General features: G+C 39.8%; 14 protein-coding genes. 2 read left to right on the top strand and 12 right to left on the bottom strand.

The genetic code is table 11. The annotated features are described in order from the left end of the window. Position 1 precedes the first annotated feature (1 nt). The 12 genes from J0L83_07110 to porU all read right to left on the bottom strand — a co-directional run bounded on the left by J0L83_07110 (position 2) and on the right by porU (position 21,031). On the bottom strand, positions 2 to 862 hold the full coding sequence (locus J0L83_07110) for a glycosyltransferase (protein ID MBN8664321.1): 861 nt from the start codon (positions 860 to 862) through the stop codon (positions 2 to 4). Then, positions 859 to 1,509 carry an acetyltransferase gene (locus J0L83_07115; GenBank protein MBN8664322.1) on the bottom strand — a complete coding sequence of 217 codons (651 nt, stop codon included), beginning with the start codon at positions 1,507 to 1,509 and terminating at the stop codon, positions 859 to 861. Before J0L83_07115 ends, J0L83_07110 begins: the two co-directional genes overlap by 4 nt. Next, a complete protein-coding gene (locus J0L83_07120) occupies positions 1,496 to 2,656 on the bottom strand; it encodes a LegC family aminotransferase (protein ID MBN8664323.1) in 1,161 nt (386 codons plus the stop codon). Before J0L83_07120 ends, J0L83_07115 begins: the two co-directional genes overlap by 14 nt. Position 2,657: 1 nt before the next feature. Next, positions 2,658 to 3,656: an SDR family NAD(P)-dependent oxidoreductase gene (locus J0L83_07125; GenBank protein ID MBN8664324.1), complete on the bottom strand. Its 999-nt coding sequence runs from the start codon at positions 3,654 to 3,656 to the stop codon at positions 2,658 to 2,660. 33 nt (positions 3,657 to 3,689) lie between these two features. Beyond that, positions 3,690 to 4,775, bottom strand: a complete 1,086-nt coding sequence (locus J0L83_07130) for a hypothetical protein (GenBank protein MBN8664325.1) — start codon at positions 4,773 to 4,775, stop codon at positions 3,690 to 3,692. A 4-nt stretch (positions 4,776 to 4,779) separates the two neighbouring features. After that, positions 4,780 to 7,203, bottom strand: coding sequence for an SLBB domain-containing protein (locus J0L83_07135; protein ID MBN8664326.1), 2,424 nt, complete (start codon positions 7,201 to 7,203; stop codon positions 4,780 to 4,782). A gap of 974 nt (positions 7,204 to 8,177) precedes the next feature. Next, entirely contained in the window at positions 8,178 to 9,437 is a 1,260-nt protein-coding gene (locus J0L83_07140; GenBank protein ID MBN8664327.1) for a nucleotide sugar dehydrogenase, read from the bottom strand. Between the two features lie 151 nt (positions 9,438 to 9,588). Beyond that, positions 9,589 to 10,677: an acyltransferase gene (locus J0L83_07145; protein ID MBN8664328.1), complete on the bottom strand. Its 1,089-nt coding sequence runs from the start codon at positions 10,675 to 10,677 to the stop codon at positions 9,589 to 9,591. Positions 10,678 to 11,944: 1,267 nt separating this feature from the next. Further along, the gene (locus J0L83_07150) at positions 11,945 to 14,380 is read right to left on the bottom strand and encodes an SLBB domain-containing protein (GenBank protein MBN8664329.1); all 2,436 of its coding nucleotides are present in this window, start codon (positions 14,378 to 14,380) and stop codon (positions 11,945 to 11,947) included. A gap of 716 nt (positions 14,381 to 15,096) precedes the next feature. Then, entirely contained in the window at positions 15,097 to 15,576 is a 480-nt protein-coding gene (locus J0L83_07155; protein MBN8664330.1) for a 2-C-methyl-D-erythritol 2,4-cyclodiphosphate synthase, read from the bottom strand. Positions 15,577 to 16,397: 821 nt separating this feature from the next. After that, the gene (gene porV, locus J0L83_07160; protein MBN8664331.1) at positions 16,398 to 17,534 is read right to left on the bottom strand and encodes a type IX secretion system outer membrane channel protein PorV; all 1,137 of its coding nucleotides are present in this window, start codon (positions 17,532 to 17,534) and stop codon (positions 16,398 to 16,400) included. A gap of 83 nt (positions 17,535 to 17,617) precedes the next feature. Next, complete coding sequence (gene porU, locus J0L83_07165; protein ID MBN8664332.1) at positions 17,618 to 21,031, bottom strand: type IX secretion system sortase PorU; 3,414 nt, start codon at positions 21,029 to 21,031, stop codon at positions 17,618 to 17,620. A 173-nt stretch (positions 21,032 to 21,204) separates the two neighbouring features. Between porU and J0L83_07170 the strand changes: the two genes are divergently transcribed. Together J0L83_07170 and J0L83_07175 are read left to right on the top strand one after the other, a co-directional pair. Continuing rightward, positions 21,205 to 22,776 carry an SUMF1/EgtB/PvdO family nonheme iron enzyme gene (locus J0L83_07170; GenBank protein ID MBN8664333.1) on the top strand — a complete coding sequence of 524 codons (1,572 nt, stop codon included), beginning with the start codon at positions 21,205 to 21,207 and terminating at the stop codon, positions 22,774 to 22,776. Between the two features lie 215 nt (positions 22,777 to 22,991). Continuing rightward, complete coding sequence (locus J0L83_07175) at positions 22,992 to 23,573, top strand: hypothetical protein (protein MBN8664334.1); 582 nt, start codon at positions 22,992 to 22,994, stop codon at positions 23,571 to 23,573. Positions 23,574 to 23,584: the final 11 nt, after the last annotated feature.

A 23,584-nucleotide genomic window follows, 5' to 3' on the forward strand; every position in this document is an offset into this window, starting at 1 on the left:
CTTAATTTATTAGGGTTTCCTCCCACCAAAAAAAATTCGTTTTTCTGGAGTTTAGTCGATCACAATATTGCATAATGCTTTGATTATTGCTTAAAATTTTCTCTATGAACTTCATCTCTTCAACTCTTGATTTATTTAGAGAGCCCATCAACTCATAGTGCAGCATTTTAGTTTGATAGATTCTCATTAATCTTTCAGGAGTATATTTAGCTGTTCCGGCAATATTGTTACTGTGTTGCCTGTAATAGGTTAATATTACTGAGGAAAAGAATACCTTTCCAGCTTTCTCAATCAAAGAATTAAAGAAAAACCAATCAGGTGCTAATGGGTTAACATCTTGAAAGGTAACTCTATCGAGAATACTTTTTTTAATACTTGTATTTCCGAAACCTGCAATATTCTTATTCTCAAAGAAAGATGCATCAATTATTTTCTCAGCTCCTATTCGACTTCTCCAAAGTCCTTGTTGGTAAGATTTTTCTATTCCAAAAGTAAACGGAATCAAATCACCAATAACAATATCACTTTTCTGGTGAGCTATTATAGACTTCTCAAGTCTATCACATGAAAGTATGTCATCGCTATCACAAAATAGAATAATCTCATAGTCACTTTCAGCTAGCTGTTCTAATCCAACTACTCTATTTGCAAAATGGGTACTTGAAAAATCAAATATTGATAAATTAAAAAAAGATCTATAAGAGTCAACTATTTTATTTATAACGGAGGGGGCACAACTATCATTTACAAGAAAAACATCAAAACAAGATGCCGTTTGACATTTTAAAGAATCAAAAAAATCATTCAAGTATTCTATAGAGCCAGGATGAACAACTGAAAATATACAAACTTTTGGCTTCATCTATTTGGCATTGCAGGATTTCCTAGAAAAACACCTTGTATATCAATATCTCTAACAACAACTGCACCTGCGCCAATAATGACATTATTACAGATACTAATTCCATTGGCTATCACAGCGCCACTGCCAATAAAACAGTTATCGCCCACTTTCACATCACCATTTATGATAGCCCCTGTGGCAATATGTGTATTTGAGCCAATAATTGCGTCATGCTCAACCAATGCTTTACTGTTGATAATGCAATTGTCACCTACTGAAACATTGGCATTAATAACTACATTATGCATTATACTATTCCCGATTCCCATCTGAGATCTTGGAGAAACTCGTGCATAGGGTGATATAATATTAGGTAAGAGTGCGGTTAAGTTTACAAGCTGATCGAATATCCTTTTCCTTAAAAAATGAGATTTGATTTGGCCTATCCCTATTGCAAAAGCAAATCCCAACTCCTGAAAACGTTGAAAATCCTTATCCTCTCCAATTACTGGATAGCCGTTAATATGATTGCCTACTTTAATTTCTTTTGCTATTATACCTTTTAGTTCAAAAATTTCAATACACTCTATTACATCAATAAGTGATGTGCAATGACCACCGGCACCTACTACTGCAAGCGAAAGTTTATTGTTAATTTCTAACACTACTTGGTAAATTAACTAAGGTATTAAAGATTGATTCCGCCTGAGATAAATCTCCTTTAATACAGTTTGAAAACATCGCTAAAGTATTCAGTAAATTCCAAGAAGGTCTTGTCATAACACCATTATCATTCGAGTAAGCCAGAAATTCCTGCTGCATAATATTATCTTTAAAGCGCACCGCATTCAACCAATAATTTGATCTACAGAAAGATTGCTCCTCAATAAAGTCCACAGTATTAAATTGCTTGAAAAAAGATTTATACTTCTCAGCAGTCTCTCGTTTATTGTTAATGTATTCATCAAGTTGTTCTAACTGTGCACAAGCTAGTGCAGCATTTATATTAGGCATCCGATAATTGTACCCTATTTCATCATGATCAAATGCCCATTTATGTTGCTTTTTGGCTTGTGTAGTTAAATGCTTAGCCTTTAAAGCAATATGTTCATCATTTGTTGTAATTAGTCCACCACCACCAGAAGTAATTGTTTTGTTACCATTGAAACTAAATGTTCCAATTAACCCAAAAGTACCTGTGTGTTTACCTTTATATAAGGACCCGATTGATTCTGCTGCATCCTCAATCACGGGAATAAGATTTTGGCTGCATAAGTCGACAATGTTATCTATATCAGAGGGGAAGCCGAAAGTATGCATAGGAACGCATGCAGCAACACGTTTACCTGTTGCTTTATGAATACACACACCATCTACTATTATGGTATCATTACTAAAGAAATATTTTAGTTTTTCAGCACTTAATCCAAGAGATTTAGTTTCTACATCAATAAAAAGGGGTGAGGCTTTTGTATAAGAAATAGCATTGCATGTAGCCACAAATGAGAGCGGTTGGGTAATTACCAAATCACCTTCATTTACTCCAGCGAGCATAAGTGCTATATGAAGTGCTGAAGTTCCATTTACTGTTGCAACTGCATATTTCGCCCCAGTATAGTCTTTAATGCTTTGTTCAAATCTATCTACATATTTACCAACAGATGATACAAATGTTGAGTCAATTGCATCAATTAAATATTTCTTCTCATTTCCTTTAAACTGTGGTTCATGTAAGCCAACAAACTTTTTCTCTGGGTAGAGCTCTTTAACAAATTGCACAATTTCAGCGTATAATTCGATATTGGCCATCATATCAGATATTATAAATATTGCTTTTATATTTTGCTAGATTACTAGAATCCTTAAACCAATCAATGGTTTCTCGTAAGCCTTGTTCAAGAGTATATGTGGGCCGCCAATCAGTATTTGCAATGATTTTTGCATTTGATCCAAAGAGACGGAATACTTCAGATTTCTCAGGCCGAAGTCGAATATCATCCTGTGTAATCCTGGCATTAGGCTGAATTTGCTTAATCAACTCAAGTGCTAAATCTCCAACAGATATTTCTGACTGCGTTGCAATATTACACTCATGACCAATTAAACTGTCACATTTAGCTATCGCTATAAAGCCTTTCACAGTATCTTTAACAAATAATAGATCCCTTGTTGGCGTTAAGTCACCAAGTTTAATCGTAAGTTCTCCAGAGAGCAACTGAGTTATAATAGTAGGAATTACAGCCCTAGCTGATTGCCTTGGACCATATGTATTGAAAGGCCTAACAATGGTAAGTGGGGTTCCGAAACTTCTATAAAATGAATCTGCAATAGCATCAGCTCCAATTTTAGAAGCAGAATAAGGAGATTGAGGTTGTTTAGGATGCTCCTCTGTTATTGGGACAAACTGTGCAGTGCCATAAACCTCTGAAGTAGACGTAACTAAAACTCTACTGACAGATCGATTACGTGCTGCTTGCATTATATTCAGAGTACCTTTTACATTAGTATCTATGTACGAATCAGGAGAATGATAGCTAAATGGAATTGCAATTAAGGCAGCCAAATGAAATACAATCTCACACCCCTTCATAGCCTCTTGAACTCCATTTGGATCTCTAATATCTCCAGAAAAAATTTCTATCCTCGATAAAATATCTTTAGAAAGAGTATCTAACCACCCCCAACTATTAAATGAATTATAAATTACAAATGCGCGTACACTAGCACCTTCATCAAGTAATGCTTCTACTAAATGACTTCCTATGAAGCCATCTGCTCCAGTAACCAATACTTTTTTTCCTTTTATCTCCATATTTAGTAAATAAAAACTGTAAGAAAATCCACCTTATTTTAAAGCTATACGCCTATACTCATACCAACCAATCAAAAAAACGGACACCATAAGGAAAGACATTAAAAAACCTAAAGCAGAAGACTTAAGTTTTGAAGTCATTGTTTTCTTTAGTGGGTAAGTTGGCGTATCAATGATTTGAATAACAGGTGTTTCTTGACTCAAAGTAAACTTTGCTATTTCCAAATTTTTTACAACCTCAGCATAAACAGTTGTTAGCATTGTTTTGTCTCTTACTGTAGTCTCAGTTTGAGCAGTTGAATTAGCTTTATAAATAGGATTTACATCCATTGTAGAAGCTTCTGTAATTAATGATGCAGACAAACTTGTTTTATAATTCAGCATACGTCCAATACTATCAACTCTCTTTTGCAACTTATCTACAGTTTTTTGCTGCCTCAGAGTTTTTTGATCAACATATTTCTTAACAGCTACCTGAAGCAACCTTTCACAATACAGTTTACTCCAATCTTCGAAATTGCTTGTTACTGTCAATTCCAAGAAGCCAGATTTTTTTTCAGGTCTATCGATTGTAAGTGATTCCTGATTAAATCCACTTATCACCGTCTTAATAATACTGTCCTGTATTCTAGTATACTTAACCCCTTCTCTTAACACAGGAAACTTAATCTTTCCTAGGGTTGGATTTTGAGCCCATACTATTGAAAGTCCATTATGTTCTGCGTATTGATCTAGAAGTGACGTTCCAAAGCTAGAGTCCCAAGGACTTAAAAAGACCTCTCTGGCTAAGGATTCACTTTTAAAATAAAGTAATATGTTATCCCCCGAAATAACCCCACCACCAGATGATCCCATATCTAAACCAAACTGTCCTGCAAGAGATGCCAATCCACCTAAATTCTGCCCTCCTTTTGCATCCTCAACCACAAATGAGGCTTTTGCAGTATACAATACAGGCTTTGTTGATGCATAATAATAGCCTATTGCACTTCCTGATACAGATAAAAGCAGAAACATCAACCACTTCGCTTTTAATATCTCAACCCAGATTCTAAGTTTATTTAAAACATCCGATAAACTCAGTTCATCATTGGTCAATTCCTTTTTATTATCCAACATAAGCTTATTGTGATAAATTGCGAATGGTTAATAACATTGTTGCAAGTGCACCAACACCAGTTGTAATAGCTGTGATTTCCGCTAAACTTAGGCCCTTTCTTTCTTTACGAACTGGCACATATACTTCAGCACCTGCTTTTACTGTTGGGTAAGTAGTAAAAAATAAGAACTTACGGGTACTCTTTACTTCTCCGTTTGGATAAACAACATAGGCTTTGCGCTTTTGCCCTTCTGGTAAGACACCACCGGATTCACGAATTACCTGTTTCACCGTTAAGCCGCTGCGGTACACAATCTTTTTTGGGAAATATACCCCACTGAAAGTCTGTACTGTTTGTACTTCTTTGGGTACTTTAAGGATATCCCCTTCTTGCAAGACCACATCGTACACAGAACCAGGGCGGTCCAAAGCTTCCTGCAAACGGATGCCCACAATTTTCAGATCATCACGCAGTGTAGAATCGGCTTGCTTGGCTTTAACGGTATCACTGAATGTTGCTTTTAAAGTAGCAATCTTGTTCTTCAAAAGCACTGTATCATTATTGCTCAGATTTTCAAAAGTCTTGCGCAACAAGAAAGCCCCTTCTGCATACGCCCCTTGTTTTAATCCGCCGGCACGGCGCATCAAATCACTCAATCTTTCCTTGCTGCTGCTGATGACATAGGGGCCTGGATACAATACTTCACCTTCTACCTGTACCTGCACTTGTTCCTTATACACGGGCGATTTACGTACCGTTACAATATCGAAAGGTTTGAGCTGGGTATTGATGTCTTGTGCAGCACCGGGTTTACTCAAATCAACAGTTAATACTGTTGCGTAAACAGGCGATTCACTGGCTGCAGTAGAATCCTTGATTCTTCTGGCTACTTCAATTACTTTATTGGTGGCGCCATCTTTGTATCCATTGGCCATCAATACCAGATCCTGCACTTGCATGCCTGCTGCATAATTGAAACGCGCAGGGGCGTTGACTTCCCCACGAATCTCTACTGTATAAGGCTCACGAATTTCTTTCAAGGAGAATACCTGCACCGAATCTTCACGGCGGAGATTGATATTGGTTTTTCCACTGAGCACTTCATTGAGGTCCACATATTGCATTTCAGGCGTGAAATCTTCTTTCAAACGATAGACTACCGCTCTTTCTCGATAAGCTTCTTCCTTTGGTTTAGCCAAAGCCAATAAATCTTTGAGCGTAGGAATATTGTCTGTAGAATAGGTACCTGGGAAATAGACTGCTCCATTGATGCGTACGCGGTTCTTATACACATTGGCGATGGTATCTACCAAAAGCTTATCACCGGTTTGCATTACAAACTGTTCCATCTGCTGCACAGGCACCGTGAAGACTTCCTTATCCTGCTTACCAAAACGCAATACACGCACAAATTCTTTGTTGGCACTATCTGCCAACCCGCCTGCATATTGTATGGCCTGGCTCAATCTTTCCGCACCGGACATTTCATAAATGGCAGGACGCTTTACGGCACCATTGATTTCAACGCGGGTGGTATAAGGCGCCACACGAATCACATCATCGTCTTGCAAAATCTTATTCGCACGCAGATCTCCTTTGAGCAGGTAATCGTATAAATCAAAGCGACTGATGGTTTTGCCATCGCGGATCAATTCAATATTTCGATAAGAACCAATCAGGGTTGGTCCGCCAGAAGCATACAAAGCATTAGCAATGGTAGCCAGTGAAGACAAAGTATAAGTACCTGGCTGTCGAATTTCACCAATCAGGTTTACTCGGATGCTGCGAATTTGTCCCAAAGACAATTGCAAGCTGGTATTGCCGGATTTAAGGCCGGGATAGATTTTACTAATACTTTGGGTAATGCGGGCTTTGGCTTCTTCAATGGTGAGTCCGGCCACACGAATAGGTCCGATATTGGGGTAACGGATATTGCCTTCGGGATTCACTTTCAGGGTCTGGGCCTTGTCTGAATAGCCGTAGATATCAATTTTCAGTTCATCGCCAAAACCAATGACATAGTTGCGGGGACTAGGAATATTGACATTGGGCTCGAAGCTGAGGTTTTCTTTGGTGAATAACTCAGAACCAAAAATGACGAGACCATTGATCTTGTCGGGCTGGGTACGCGGTGCCACTGTGGGGAAGGCTTTACGGTCGACTGATTTTTCTGTGTTACTCGCAGGATTATTATTACCCTGCATACTGGTCATGGATTGTGCGCGGGACCTTAACTTGGCGATCTGATCTTCTGATAAGCCTCTTTCCTTGGCCTTGGCTACGAGTTCTGCTTCCGATAAGCCCATGAGTCCACTTGATTGCATGAACTGCATCAGTTGCTGGTCTGAGAGGGCGTCAATATTGAAATTGTTGGGAAGCTGCGCGCCAGCGGCAAGAAATGAAACGGCAGCGATCAGCGCGAGTAGTCCCTTTTTGAATTTTGTCATGGATATAAGCTTTATATAGCTCCGCCACGCAACTCACACGATAAAGGGGGCGCTTACGTAGAATTGCTAATACTAATGAAAGTGCTGCAAATATATAGCTGTGGGTGCTAGTTCACTCATTTGTTGAGGCTTTTTTTTCACATCGAAAATGTTTATAACGAGGGGGTTAGGGGGATTTTTACAAAATCAGCATGTGTTTATTTTTTTGGTGTCAAATATTAAACACAATTGCAAGATCGTGAATCGTGAGTCGTCAATAGTCAGGCGCTTTTGTTGATAAAGAATATAGAATTTAGAAGTTAGTAGTTAGTAGATAGCTTTTCTTGTAAGGAACGTAAACTTTCCTAGCGAACCCTTGCGCCATTGTGACTTGGCGGTTAAACCAATCAAACAGAAGAGCAATAGAACAGGGAACAGAGGAATACAGAAGTCAAAAGGCAAAATTAAAAAGCCAAAAAGGTGGAGACTCCTTGCGAGCAACTAAAACAACTCTGAGTAAACTCTTTTAACGCTGCATCTCTGCGGTGAGATTTTAGAAGATAGCATTTAGAAGTTAGTAGCTAGTTTTTCGCTGTTGGCTACACAAGCGCGAAAATTATCCTAGCGAAACATAGCGTCATTCCGCCTTGGCGGTGAAAAAAAACAAAACAGAAGAAAAGGAGCAGAGGAACGAAAAAAGATAATCGAAAAACTTTACCACAAAGAGCACTAAGTAGCCACGCAAAGCACACGAAGGCATAGTGCACTCTGTGAAAATGCTTTGTGTACTTTGTGGTTGGTGATACACTCTACCCTTCAGTCCCCTGCGGGGCCAGCTCCCCTTGGCAGGGGAGCATATCTTGGATAAAAATCCCACTTAGCATACTTTATTAATAGCCTAAATTGATAGACTCAAATTTCAAATCACTAATTAGCAACTAGCAATTAGCAACTTCTATCAGGACATGACAATGGACCATTAACTATCAGCCAAATCACAACCTCAAATCCACCAAAGATCTGTCTAGAACTGATTTAATATCAAAGAGAAATGCATTAGGCTGTTGTTTCCACGAAGCGAGATCTAACTGCAGCAAAGCTTGATGTGGCACAGCCAAAATAATGACTTGATAATGATCTAGACTTGGATTGTCTATTAGGTGAATACCAGTATGTTTCATTACTTCTTCCTCATCAGCAATAGGATCATGCACAGCTACCTGCATATCGTATGAGTCCAACGCTGCTTTCAAAAAAGGTACTTGTGTGTTACGTATGTCAGGGCAGTTTTCTTTGAAAGTAATACCTAGTATCAAAGCCTTAGTTTCTTTAATAGCTACATTTCGTTTCAGCAATGCTTTCACCAATTTAGCTGCCATGAACTCAGCCATTTCATCATTCACTGCTCGGCCGCTGGAAATCACACGAGGAGCATACCCCAGCTCATTTGCTTTGTGTACGAGATAATAAGGATCAACTGCGATACAATGTCCGCCAACCAAGCCGGGCTTGAAGGGCAAGAAATTCCACTTTGTAGCTGCGGCATCCAATACATCTTGGGTATCAATCTCCATTTTATCGAAAATGAGCGCCAGCTCATTCATAAAAGAAATATTCAGATCGCGCTGTGCATTTTCAATGGCTTTGGCGGCTTCTGCTACTTTAATTGAAGCTGCTTTATAAGTACCTGCAGTAATGATTTGTTTGTACAAATTATCAACTACTCCTGCGATTTCAGAAGTAGAACCTGATGTTAGCTTAACAACCTGCTTTAGTTGTCGTAAAGGATCACCGGGACTAATTCGCTCTGGTGAATAACCACAATAGAAATCTTGGTTGTATATCAATCCTGAAACCCGACTAAGTATGGGCACACAAAAATCTTCAGTACAGCCTGGATAAACAGTGGATTCATAAATCACCAAATCACCTTTCTTTAAAAGCTGTGCTATTTGTTTTGTTGCAGCTTCTAATGCAGACAAATCGGGGGTTTTATCTGGATGTACAGGCGTTGGTACGGTGATTATATAGACAGTACAATCTTTCAGTTTGTTTGCATCACTCACGAAAACAACTGAGCTTGCTAGTAACTCTTCGGCTCTTATTTGTCCTGTATGATCTTTTCCTTGCTGAAGTTCACTCACCCGATTTACATCAATATCATACCCTACAACTCGATAATGCTCTCCAAATGCAAGGGCCAATGGGAGTCCCACATATCCTAAACCAATAACTCCAACACGACAATGTAACATTGAAAAACAATTAATCTAAAAAATAATTATACTAATATAATAATCCCCAATCACACATTACTGACTAAAAAAGAATTACTTAAAAAATTGGTATTGTATTCAGAAGTGGCATTGAAGTAGTAATGATGAAACCTCATAAAATATTACAATATCAAGTATACGTTTTATAAAATATACTTTTAAAATAATCTTTATTCTCACTAAACCTTGCAATTATTTTAGAAAGGACTGGGATTAAAACAAGCAAAACAAAACTCAGAAAAGCAAGCGTAGATATGTTATTCTCAAAATATTTTTTTGAAATAGAATAAAAGAACAGAAGTAAAGGAAAATGAATTATATACAGAGTGTAAGAATACTTTGCGACACTCTTAAAAAAAAACACTCCGGAATGTTTGTACGTAACCTTTAGAAAAAGTATTGAAATTAATATCTGCTGAATACCAAAAAACTTAAAAGTAGATTTATTAATATTAAAAGTATCAACTCCATTTAATAAAAACTGCAAAACCAAAATAGCTGAGGAAAGTATGATTAACGAATTAAAAAGTATCTTTTTATCCCATAAATATAAAGAGTAGACAAATCCAAAGTACCAAATTATGATGTAGATCATTGCCCTAGTACCGTACTCATAAAAAGCGAGAAACAAAACTAAAAGACTAATTAAAAAAAACAACAATCGCTTAATTAATCTATTAGAACTAAAACATAAAACAACAAATATTACACTTATATATAACCACCACTCAATAAATAAACTCCACAAAGCACCATTCAACTTGGAAATACCAGGATGAATCATAAAAAATGCCTTTAGAAAGTCTTTCCAATTAGCCCAAAAAAAATCTCGAGCTATATACTTATCATTACTTAATTTATAAATATAAATACTACCATTATTTAAAATTGGAAATATTAAAACCAGTATTACACTCAAAACTAACATAATAATAAATGTAGGATATATCCGTATGACTCGATTTAATATATACCGTTTCCAATCAAAAACAGAATTAGCATAAGAAAGCAATACACTCTGAGCGATAAGCATACCTGAGAGCGAAAAGAAAAAAGCAACAGATGTATTAGCAATTGTTGCAAAAAAATCCTGCAAAGGACCTCTCTCTCCAATAATTGGGAACCAAACTATTTGAAATAAGTGAACAAAGAAAACAATAAACGAAAGAAAACCACGCCACCAATCTATGTGATCACTTTCATTTTTACCTATAAGCATATTAGTAAATATATGTTATCAAGAGATTTATCTTAAATTAAAAACTTATTTATATGCATTTGAAATATCTCTAAAAAAAATTATTCCAAATAACCCTATTCCCTATCAGCGAAGTCTATTTGCACTATAGCATTGCCTTAATATTAAGTTCATCAAATGTTATGCCTACAATCACATTAATTAGATTCATTCATCTTTGATAAATAAAGATTGATTTAACGTCTTTCCATGTACAAATTAGTATCACAATAACCCATAAGTTAGCCTTCTGGTTGGTGATTTCATTGGTACGCTTCGACAACAACCTACTAAAAATACCTCTTTAAGCTAGATCTTTCTAAGCACATGCGCCAATAGTAACCAAGGCTAATGCTCCTTGTATCACAACATAAAAGGCATACAACAACTCATCGGCAAACTTTGGCCTTTTACACCTTTGACATACAGTACTTATACCCACTTTACTAAATTTATGTTTTTCTACTAAATGATCGAAGCCTTTTTATGAAACTACGCCGATTTTCATAGTATGAAAATAGCTTTAATATAAGGAAAACTAAAAAAGAAATAACAAGAAGTGAAAATGATTATTTGATGAAAGCCGTGGTCGAGGATAGAAAAACGAAAAGGCTTAGAACCGAAGAACAATAGAACAAGGAACAGAAGAACAGGGAACATAGGAAGGCTGAAGTCAAAAGGCAAAATTCAAAAGTAAAAAGAGTAAATACTCATTGCGAGCTACTCAATACCTAGAGCGCTTGGCGTGAAAAAAACCAACACTTAAAGCATAAAGCTGAAAGCAGCAGAAAAATAGAGAAACAAGGAAAGAAAAAAGAAAATGCTTAGAACAGAAGAACAAGGAACAGAGTAAGAGAGAAGTCAAAAGGTAAAATTCAAAAGTAAAAAGGGGACTTTCACTTGCAAGCAAATAAATGCCTCTGCGAAAACTCTTGCATCTCTTAAACTCTGCGGTGAAATTTATAGAACGTGAATCGTGAGTGATGACTCGTGAGGAAGAAGACAGCAATTATAAACTAGTAGATAGCTAATAAAATGCACCTCTGACGTTTGACGAATGACGATTTCAGCCTGACGCACAACTCCCAAGCAACCAAAGACCGTATACCATCAATTCCCCAGGGTCCGTTGCACGAGACCCCGCGGGGACGAGTAGCATGAAAATAGAGTCACGAGGAAAGAAAACGAAAAGACTATTGAATCTTATACTTAAAACCAGCAACCACTAATTACGAAAAAGGCTTTTACCCTATTTCGTAATATTAATAATCGCTAATATCATGGTTGTCATGCCCACTAAGCCAGATGTGATTCCAATGATTTCTCCTGTACTCATGCTTCTGCTTCGTTTCTTTTCAGGCACATAGATTTCTGCACCGGGACTCAATGATGGATAATTTCTAAAAAATAAAAACTGTTTTGTGGCTGCCACTTTTCCGTTTGCATAAACTACATACACTTCTTTCTTTTTTGCAGACTCCGTAAACCCACCTGCTTCTGCAATGGCATCACGCAGACTAAGACCAGAGGTATGGACCATTTTCTTGGACAAATGCACTGCTCCAAATACCTGCACCATTTTATTTCGTGCAGGCACCTCAATGATATCACCATCTTGTAAAGCAATATCTAATGTAGAGCCCGGCTGTGCAACAGCGCCGGCAATATCGGCAGCAACAATCTGCATGGCCGTATCAATAACGCGCATTAAGGTTGATTTGGCCAAGCTATCCCCTACTTCCTTTAACACGAGGCTTTTCCTCAGCGCTTTCAAATTGGGATCCATACTGTTAGCAAAAGTGTTGCGTAAGAGTATGGCAGATTCCATATCGGCAGTGGCCAGACTGCCCCCAGCTCTGGCTATCACTGCACTAATAGGTTCTTGTTGATTGGTTAAAGTGTATTGCCCTGGAAATAATACCTCGCCTTTAATTGTAACTGTACCAGCATAGCGATTTCTCGGCAAACGCTTTACCGTTACTTGATCAAAGGGTTCTAATAAAAAGTCATTATTCGTAGTAACTGAAAGACTATCTGACAAATCAATTCTCTTAATTACTGTCAATACACTTGTATCAGCCAATGTTGCGTCTTTCCTGATTCTTCTCGCTATCTCAATCTGACGGAGACTGCTATTGTCTTTCAATCCGCCTGCCAACAAAATAGCGTCTTTCAAAGCCATTTTATCCGTAAATGCAAATTGGCCCGGATTATTCACTTCACCAGCTACACTTATGGTATAGGCTTCCCTTAGCTCCGCTTTCAGGAAAATATGAATAGAATCATTTTTTTGTAAGGACATATTCCATTGACCTTTCAGCACATCTGCCACGCTGAAGTTTTCCAATATTGCTTCATGGTCTGGCAGTAACCTCCTCAAAAAAGCACGGTCCAGAAAGGCATTTTCTTTTAATTCAACACGTTTTAAAAGATCGCGAAGCGTTGGATATTTATCTACTGAATATTCACCCGGATAAAAAACAGCACCACTAATTTGTACTCTGTTTTGAAAACGCTGAGGTAAGGTTCTAACGTTTAACTCATCTGATGAACGCAGCTTAAAACTGAATAAACTGTCATTAGGCACATCAATAATTTCTCTGCCCTTTCTTCCGATTCTGCGAACAGTTACCGTTTCCAGATCTGCATCATCTGCAAAACCACCCGCAAATTCTCTGATGACGTCCAACATACACTCTCCACCGGAACATTCAAAGATGGCAGGACGTTTTACTGCCCCGCTAATAGACACCCTGGTTTGATAGGTATTCACTTTAATGATATCATCGTCCTGAAGCAGGATATTTTTCCGCAAATCACCTCTTAACAAAAAGTCGTACAAATCAAATTGTACAATCGTTTTTCCGTTTCTAATCAGTTGGATATTTCTAAAAGACCCATTTGCAGATGGACCACCAGATACATACAAAGCATTCGCTATTGTAGATAAAGAGGATAAGGAATAAGTTCCTGGTCTGCTTACTTCACCAATCAGAATTACCCGAATGGTTCTGATTTGTCCTAATGAAACCTGTACAGTAGTAGCCCCTGTCTTAATTGCCGGATAGAGTGTAGTCAATGCCGATCGAATCTTAGCCGTTGCTTCATCAATGGTTAAGCTGGATACTTTAACCGGGCCGATATTCGGAAAGCGAACCTCACCTTCTGCGTTGATTCGCATTTTATATGTACGCTCTGAGTAGCCAAATACATCTATTACTAATTCGTCATCAGGACCAAGAATATAATTGCGCGGCGTAGCCATGCGCATATTGGGTTCGAAGGTTAGATTGGTATTTGAAAAGAGTTCCTGACCAAATATTCGCAATCCCCCAACAGTAGCTGGAGCAGGCGAAGGCGCGACTGCTGATACGGCATCTCTTTTGGCATAGGTTTGGTCTACCGCTTTATTAACCGTTTGTTTATTCAACGTGGCATAACGTTGCCGAATTTTGGCAATCTGTATTGGGGACAATCCTCTTTCCGTTGCTTTCGCTTCCAAAGCTGCTTCTGATAAACCTGATAACTGAGCACGATTGATAAACTGCATGAACTGCTCATCAGAAAGCGCATCTATATCGATACTGGCTATTTCTATACCAGCTGGAATTTGTGCCTTTGTTTCTGGCAAATAAAAGATAAAGGCAAGCATCAGCAAGATGCTTCCAAAGAGCTGCTTTGGCATGTTTTGGTTCAGGTTTAGTCGCAATAAGCCCCCACGGCTTAGAGGACTAAATTAATATAACATTATCGTCACTTTGAAGTTTTTGTATCATTTCACATGAAAATCATACTAAAGTATGAACAGAATTTTCGCATCTAAATGGCCCGGCGAGAATGGAATTAAATCTATTTATTTGATAATCAATTAATTACACTCAATTGGATAATTAGAAAGGTTTAGGGAATAACATTGCTCGAATTGCATCAAATGATACATAGGGCTCTGACACGCGAAAGAAGCTATGAGATAATTTATTAAAAAATGAGTAAGGCTTAAGGCCTAAAGCTTTAAAAAAGAGAATCGAGGAAAGAAAGTCGAAAAGACTTAGAGAAGAAGAAAGAAGTTAGAAGATAGTAGCTAGATTTTTTTGCTGAAGATTAATCAAGCACAAAAATTATCCTAGCGAACCTTTGCGTCAATGTGACTTGGCGGTTAAACCAATCAAACACAAGAGCTATAGAACAGGGAACAGAGGAAGACAGAAGTCAAAAGTTAAAATTCAAAAGCAAAAAGGTGAAGAATTCTTGCGAGCAACTAAAACAACTCTGCGTAAACTCTTTTAGCTCTGCATCTCTGCGGTGAAATTTTAGAAGACAGCAGTTAGAAGTTAGTCGCCAGCTTATGTGCTACATGACACGACAAAACATTAACTATGGAGCATTATCCATAAACCACCATCACACCGCTTCTAACATTACCGTCGCATAAGCCACCAACCCTTCTTCTCTACCGGCGAAGCCCATTTGTTCTGTGGTAGTGGCTTTGATAGAAACTTCATCAGTTGTTACACCAACAATCGCCGCAATGGTTTCCTGCATTTGTGTAACGTAAGGCTTGATTTTGGGTTTTTCTAAACAAAGTGTAGAATCAATATTACCCACTCGCCAGCCTTTCGACTGGATGAGCTCATTCGTGCGCTTCAATAAAATCTTACTATCAATACCCTTATAGGCAGGATCTGTATCCGGAAAATGCTTGCCTATGTCGCCCAAAGCAAGCGCACCCAACATAGCATCACAAATGGCGTGCAATAATACATCGGCATCACTATGTCCTAATGCGCCCTTGGTGTGCGGCACCAATACCCCACCCAACCACAATTCACGACCTTCTACTAAACGATGGAAATCAATTCCTGAACCTATGCGGATTTTCATGGTACGAAATTAGCCCTAATAAAGGCAAAACTGAAAAGGGAAAAGCAAAAAGTATAAAATGACTTGAGATGAAAGCCGAGGGCCGAAAAAAGAAAAACGAAAAGGCTTAGAAGAGAGCAGTTAGAAGCTAGCAGTTAGCTTTTCTCGCAAGGGGCGCAAGGTTATTTAAGTGCGCAAAGCTTCCTTGCGAATCTTAGTGCCTTGGCGCTTGCCTTCCGAAGCTTTAGCGTAGGGAGGTCTTTGCGGTTAAACCAATCAAACAGAAGAACAATAGAACAGGGAACATAGGAATACTGAAGTCAAAAGGCAAAATTCAAAAGCAAAAAAGGTGAAGAATTCTTGCGAGCAAATAAATACTTGGCGCGCTTTGCGTGAAAATTTAACCATAAGTATTGAACCACGGAGACGCGGCGGCACAGCGAAACACTACGCTTGAAAAGAAAATAAAACAGAAGTTAGTAGCTTGTTTTTCTCGGTAAACGAGGAATGCTAAATGCTTAAAGGATAAAAATCTCTGCGTTAACTCTGGCAACTCCTTTTCTCTGCGGTTAAATAAATGAATTGTCCTTCAAGGCGGAGTAGTGCAAATACCCCTCAGTCCCCTGCGGGGCCAGCTCCCCTTGGCAGGTGAGCATATGTTGAAAAAAATTGACTATTTAACTATACGTCTACTAATACTATACTTAATAGTTCGACTCAAATTTCAAATCACAAATTAGAAACTGTCAATCTATATCAGAAAAGCACAGCACAAGCCAAAGATCCGCCTACGTCAAGACTTCGGCGGACAAGCCAGCCCCTAAAGACCAAAGACCTTTCCCTTACTTACTATCCTGCCCGATATCAAACATCACCCCGAAACGAAGGGTGTTGGATAATGGGTTACGCGTAACACCACTACCAGATGGAACGAGGTAAGATAAATTGATGGTCAAGAAACTTGTTTTGAAACCGGCACCCAGCGAGAAAAACTTTCTATTACCACGGGAATCATCTTCATAGAAATAACCACCACGCGCAAAGAATTGCTCATTGTAAGCATATTCCATACCGGCTGAAACTTGTAAAGAATTCAATCCACCACTGGTACCACCGAATGACTTGAACCAACTTGATAACACACTCTGCGAACGATAATCAGATAATGCAGCAGAATCTGCAGAAAAATTACCCGTAGCAACAGGTGGAGCTGGTACTAAGAGTTTATTGATATCTAATCCGAATGTAATCTTGTTGGAAGGATCCATCTCCGTGGTATAACTGAAACCTAAACCCAGATTGGCTGGGATGAAATCCTTATTTCTCGCATCGTTGGTATAACCAATCTTCGTACCCAGATTAGAAATGGTTAAACCAGCTGCAAAACCTCTTCCTCCTTCCGGCGCAGCTTGGTAATACAAGGCAATATCACCAGCTACTGCATTACCCGCTTTATACACCACACCACCTACATCACCTGTCACCAATCTTGAATTGATATAACGCATCGCTACAGAAATACCCAGATTACTATTGATCTGACGCGCATAACCTGCATCCAATGCAAATTCTGCAGGGCGCACGTTATTCAAAATATTACCAGAGAAATCCGTGAGCTGAATATTACCTAAACTGAAGAATCGGATAGAACCAAAAACTGCTTGCTCTACATCCAAATGCTTATAGCCTGATGCACTCATCAGGTACACATCATTCAAGCCAAGATCTTTCAACCATGGCGTATAGGTTAATGCCAATTGTCCTGATTTTTTGGCAAAGGGAATTTTTGCCTGATTCCAGAAAACAGCATTGGCATCGGGTGAGATGGCAATACCCAGATCGCCCATACCTCCCGCACGCGCATCAGGTGAAATACGCAGAAACGGCACTGCAGTAGTGACAATATTGATTGAGTTCTGTGCATAGGTATATGTTACACCTGCCAGTAATCCGGCAAAAGCCAGCATGATTTTTTTCATAACACGATTTAACGTTCAATAAACGTACAAGCAAAGTAACAGCTTGTGTTGGTCAGGTAGAAATTGTATCGATAGCGTGTCGATTAAAATAGGATTAATTGACCGGTTGTACCGGCTTGTTCATCATTCTCTTGTACAATAATACGATAAAAATAAGTTCCACTACCCAGTTTTTTGCCCTGATCATCCGTGCCATTCCACTGAATTTGCACGCTTCTGGTACCTGCCGAACGCACTTGCTGATTGATCTGCTTCACCAATCGGCCCTGCGTATTGTATACCGCTATCTGCACCTGCAAGTCTCTCTCAGGACGATTGTGCTCAAAACTGAACGTGGTGGTATACCTGAATGGATTGGGGAAATTCATCACTTTTGCTAATTGCAACTGTCCCGATTTGCCTACCCAACAAGTAATGGTTATCTCTGATGAATTATTCACCACATCCCAGGCTTTGATGCGCAAACTGTGCTTGCCTTCCGATAAAAGAGGCATAGGAAAGCGCACAAATCCACGCTGAAAACTATTGGGGGCAGCTGTATAAAATCCGTTCAGCACAATACTGTTTTTCTCATCGCCATCAATCACCAAAACCATATCATGGCCAATACCTGTACCGGAAGTATTGATACCCGATTGATCAAATAAATCAAGTAACAATACCGGGCTGTTATTGGTGAGTCCGCCTGATCGGAAGAGTGTATCATTCAGCCAGGCACGAATCATGGGACCAACATTATCCGGATTCACTGCTGCGGCAGTACCGCCGATGAAAAGGTCTGTATTCACGCCAGCTGCATCAGTAAGGTTGTTTTGCGCATACAAACTGATTCGCCCTTTACCAGATTGATAGCTGATGTCTTTGGGCACCACAAAACTGAACTGAAACTTACCATTCGTTACAGTACTATTACCCTTGAACAACACACTAGTTTGCGCTAAAAAACTGGTTACCGGACTGGCAGGATCATTACCTCTTGTTTTTACTTCTTGTGCTTTATCGTACACTACTGGTGCAAGCTGACCATTAAAATCGTTGATGATTTGTCCGGATGCATTCACAATCTCTCCTTCAAATGTATTGCGCTCCAATGCTTTGAGTGTATCATTATTCGTTAGCGAATTGCCATTCAATTTTGTTAATCGAATTTGGTATTGTGGAAAGCCAAGTCGCATAGCAGGATCACCTAATAAAGTAAATTTTCTGTTATTCAACACATCACCAAATCCTTGATAGGTCTGGTTTTTAGCGATGCGCACTGCATCACCTAAGGTTGGATAAACCCCATTTGCATCAGGCTTTAGCGCGATGCGTAAATAGTTTTCATTCATGATGCGATTGCTGTAAGCAAACACCACACGCGTGGTGGTCATCAAGGCAATAGCACCATTTTCGTTGCCCATCAAAACCTGATCGCCCAAAGACGATTTTGTTGGATCATCATGCGGTGCAAAATCACAGGTAGCTGTTAAGAACAAAGGGAGCTTATCTGCATTGCGTAATCTCCTCACTTCATCCTGACTAAACACGGCTTCTTCTGCTAATCGCTGATAGCTTCCATGACCGGTGTAATTGTAATACAAAGCCCCATTGAACAATTGATTCACGATGGCATCATTCACTGCAGGATAACGTGAACCACTGCTACCACTCACTTGCGGAAAAGCATCTAGATAAATTTTCTTTGGCTGGAATAATGGATTCGTATTGTTGCTGATGGTAGTCATTGACTCTGCATCATTCAAATGCAGGTTACCATCCTTATCATCTGCCACAAAAACAAGATTGGTACGCCAATCGCCCAAAGCATTTGCACTATGGTAGCGAATGATTTTATCGACCATCACTTTTGCCTCCGCAACATTGTGCGCTGGAATGCGACCAATACCAATATCTAATAAAGATGGTGGCGAAGTCAATGCCACATCATCTGCATCATCGAGTAAGCCAAAGAAATCATCTGACACATGGCTGATCAATGGATCCAATGCATTTGCACTTTGATAAACCGGCACCAGATTGATATTGTTGGGTATTCGGTTTTTGTAATCAAATGATCCAGAGCCGAAGAGCAGCAAATATTTTGGTCGGTCTGTTGGCAAGCGATCATAATACATTTTCACAAAATCGCGTATCGCGGCAGGATCGGCCATGCCGCCACCAAACTCATGATAAAGCTGATCAGTTTGCACCACATGCACACGATAGCGATATTTCTCCCGATGAAAAGCGGCTAAGCGATTGGCTTCTGCCAGCAAGCTGGGATGGGTGATGATGAGGTAATCTGCTGCAGTGATATTGTGCAGGTTCTGGTTATTGATTCGACCCAATGCAACAGGCGTCAACAAACCGGTTGGTTGAAAAGCGATGTATTCTCTCAACCGAGATGCATCGCGATTGAAACGAAGCTGTGTTCCGTTAACAGTTGAATTCATTCGAACAGGCTGGAATGGATCGGTGATTTCCCAGACCTGCGTAATAGCATTCGCTCCATTTAATGTAAAGCCCGTTATGGCGTTTGCACCAACCGATGACCAGTCGCGGAACGATAATTGAGTGGCACTACCCATCTGTAAACTAGCCGGACCTTGTATTTCAAACCAATTGAGCCAGCCCTGTGCATTGCTATTGCCTGCCTGAAATGCATAGCTCAAACTCAAGTTTGTACCCGGTACAGCGAATGTGTTTGTCTGCGTAGCGCTGGTGGCGAAAGCATCTAAAAATCCTCCAGAAATAGCTGCCAGATTGATCTGCTGTCGGGTTTGTCCGTTTACTTGCACAGTGAAATTAGGCACACTACCCACACTCCTGGCAGCCATGCTGCTAGTGATGAATGCGTTGCTATTGGCGAGCAGGTTAGGCAAGTTCACCGTGAAATTGCGGCTGGTTTGTCCGGCAACCGTGCTGAAACTCTCTCCAAACCATTCCCGACCGCTATTTAGAAAATTGGTTTGATCATTCTCATAGAAGTGGCGTTCCCAGTAAGTGTTCACGTTAACCGTTGGGTTTGCGTTAGCGGCAGTTTCCACTCTCCTGCCTTGTCCGCCCAAAGTCAAATACACAAATGTGGTATCCCCATAAGGGTTTTTCTGGTGATTGAATCGCTGATTCAGACTGTCTTTCAACCACTTATGCGGCGATTGTCCGTAAAAAAGGATATAGTCCTGTCCGTTGAGTACCCCATCGCCTCCGTCTACAATTTCTATAGCCAGCTCGGTTAGGTCATCTGGTCTTGGGGCCTGATTGGCTTCAGGAATCAGGAAGCCTTGCCGACTATACAGTCTGATGGTATTACTGCTGATACTGCTTCCGGATATACCAAGACTGGAGAGTTGAGCCAAGTCAATTTTGTACATCCCTTCCTGTAGAATGCCCAATTTATACCAGTTACCAGTAGCCAAAACCGACTGGCTAGCGTAGCTGCGCTGGGCATTGAGCGGACTAAACCCGCTAATGAGCAAAAAAAAGCACCAAAAAAGACTGAAAATCCGCATCATATCTGGAGATTCAAAAATAAGCCGGGGCGTTGCTACGTTATTAGGCAGCTGCGCGGCTCAAATTAGGATTTTCGTAACATTCGGGCGGCCATTTAACAAAAGACTAAGCATCAATTAGCTATATTCGCATCCACACATTTAAACACACAGGTATCTATTCAATATCTTAATCCATGTACATGCTGAAGCTGAGAAAAATCGGATTATTTGTGTTACTGGCAGCCCTTGCAGGCGCGGGTACATCATGTAAAATGATGAAAAAGAAAAAGCCGCAGTCTGATGTTACTGGCTGGAATTACAACGATAAAAACATGGGTAGCTTTTATGTACCCAAGCCCAAGGATGTAAAAGCTGCACCCGGTCTCGTGTTTGTTCAGGGCGGTACTTTTACCATGGGCGCTAATCAGGAAGACGTGATGGGCGACTGGAACAATGTTCCCCGCCGTATGACAGTGCCTTCTTTCTTTATCGACAGAACAGAAATTGCCAACGTACACTACCGTGAGTATATCTATTGGCTGGAAAACGTATTTGGTGGTGCCGGTATGGACTCCATCGTAGACGAAGCCAAACCGGATACCTTGGTATGGCGTAGTGAATTATCTTATAACGAGCCTTACGTAGAATTTTATTTCCGTCACCCGGCTTTCAACTACTACCCTGTGGTTGGTATTAGCTGGAGACAAGCAGATGATTTCTGTAAATGGCGTACTGACCGTGTGAATGAGCGCACTTTAATGGAAAAGCAGTTCCTCGATCCAAAATCGCAGGTAAAGCAAACCATGCAAGGTGCAGGCCAGAACAACTTCAATACCAAGTCTTATTTGATGGGTGAATATCAGGCAACGCCTGGTAAAGGTGCCCGTTCTAAAAGCAATCCGTTGAAAGATGTACAGGGCAGACCTAGAACCTATGTGAAGATGGAAGATGGTATTCTGTTTGGTGATTATCGTTTGCCAACAGAAGCTGAGTGGGAATATGCTGCTTATGGCTTGTTGATGGAAAACCCACAACGTAAGTTCAACAGAAAATCACGCGGTGAAGAAGTGATTTCTAACAAGCAGATTTATGCATGGAAGAATGAAGGCTTCGACAATATTCGTTATGTGAGAAAGAGCAATGTGCAGGGTGCATTTATGGCGAACTTTAAGCGTGGTGCCGGTGACTACATGGGTGTTGCAGGTGGCTTGAACGATAATGCTCCTTACACTTCTGAAGTATCTTCTTTCGCACCCAATGGATTTGGTTTGTATAATATGAGTGGTAACGTGAGTGAGTGGGTATATGATATTTACAGACCAATGTCTAACTTGGATAATGACGACCTGAATCCTTTCCGCGGTAACGTATTTAAGCAAGTTGATATGAGCGGTGGCCAGGGTAACTTACGTGATGCCAAAGGTCGTATTCAGATGAAAGTAGAAAAAGATTCTGCTCTGCGCGACAGACGTAACTACCAACGTTCCTATGCTGTTAACTACATGGATGGTGATACAGTAAGTAATGCATTCTACAACTATGGTATCACTACCTTGATTTCTGATAAATCACGCGTGTACAAGGGTGGTAGCTGGAATGATATGGCTTATTGGATGAGCCCCGGTACTCGCCGTTTCTTAGAAGAAGATCAGAGCAGCAGTACCATTGGTTTCCGTTGTGCCATGAGTCATTTAGGTGGATCTGAAGGCCTGTCCTCCAAGAACAGGGGTGGATATGATTTCCCTAAGCGCAATCAGAAGCGATAATCTTTGATGCTCAATATTCGAACCCCCGCAGCATTGCGGGGGTTTTTGTTTGTGTTGAGCGGGGTCTCACGAAGTGGACCCTGTTCAATTAATCATCGCACATTATCATAGTCCAGTGTCTCCGCTTCGCGGAAGACCCCCGCGGCGGGTTCTTGATAGAAGATAGTTATATGAGCCATTTTTTCATTCATGTCTAATGAAAGAAATTTAGAATAATGAGTGTAAAAACTACTATCGACGAAAGTAATGGTGTTTACTTTATCACTTTTACCTGTTATAAGTGGATCCCTTTATTCCAAATAACCAATGGATATGCTACTGTCTATAAATGGTTTGATACACTTAAGCAAAAAGGACATCGCATCGTATCTTATGTGATCATGCCCAATCACGTACATGTGATTATTGCATTTATTCAGACAGAAACATCCATCAACAAAATTATTGGAAATGGCAAGCGATTTATCGCATATCAATTGATTCAACTGCTTAAGCAACATCATCATACCGCCTTACTTGACCAATTAGCAAATGCTGTTTCTTCTCAGGATCAAAGAAAGGGACAGCTGCATAGGATATTTATGCGTTCGTTTGATATCAAAGAATGCAAAACACAACATTTTATAAGACAGAAAACCGAGTACATACATAATAATCCCTGCAGAAAAGCAAGCTTACAGTGTCTGTCGCCGGAGGAGTATATGCACAGTTCTGCCAAATATTATTTTACTGGACAGTCCGGCATCTATCCCGTAACCACATATATGGAACTCCAAGATATCTCTTTATCATCCTAAACAGCCCAGGG

The sequence above is a fragment of the Chitinophagales bacterium genome, from assembly GCA_017303835.1.
Lineage (GTDB): Bacteria > Bacteroidota > Bacteroidia > Chitinophagales > Chitinophagaceae > JAFLBI01.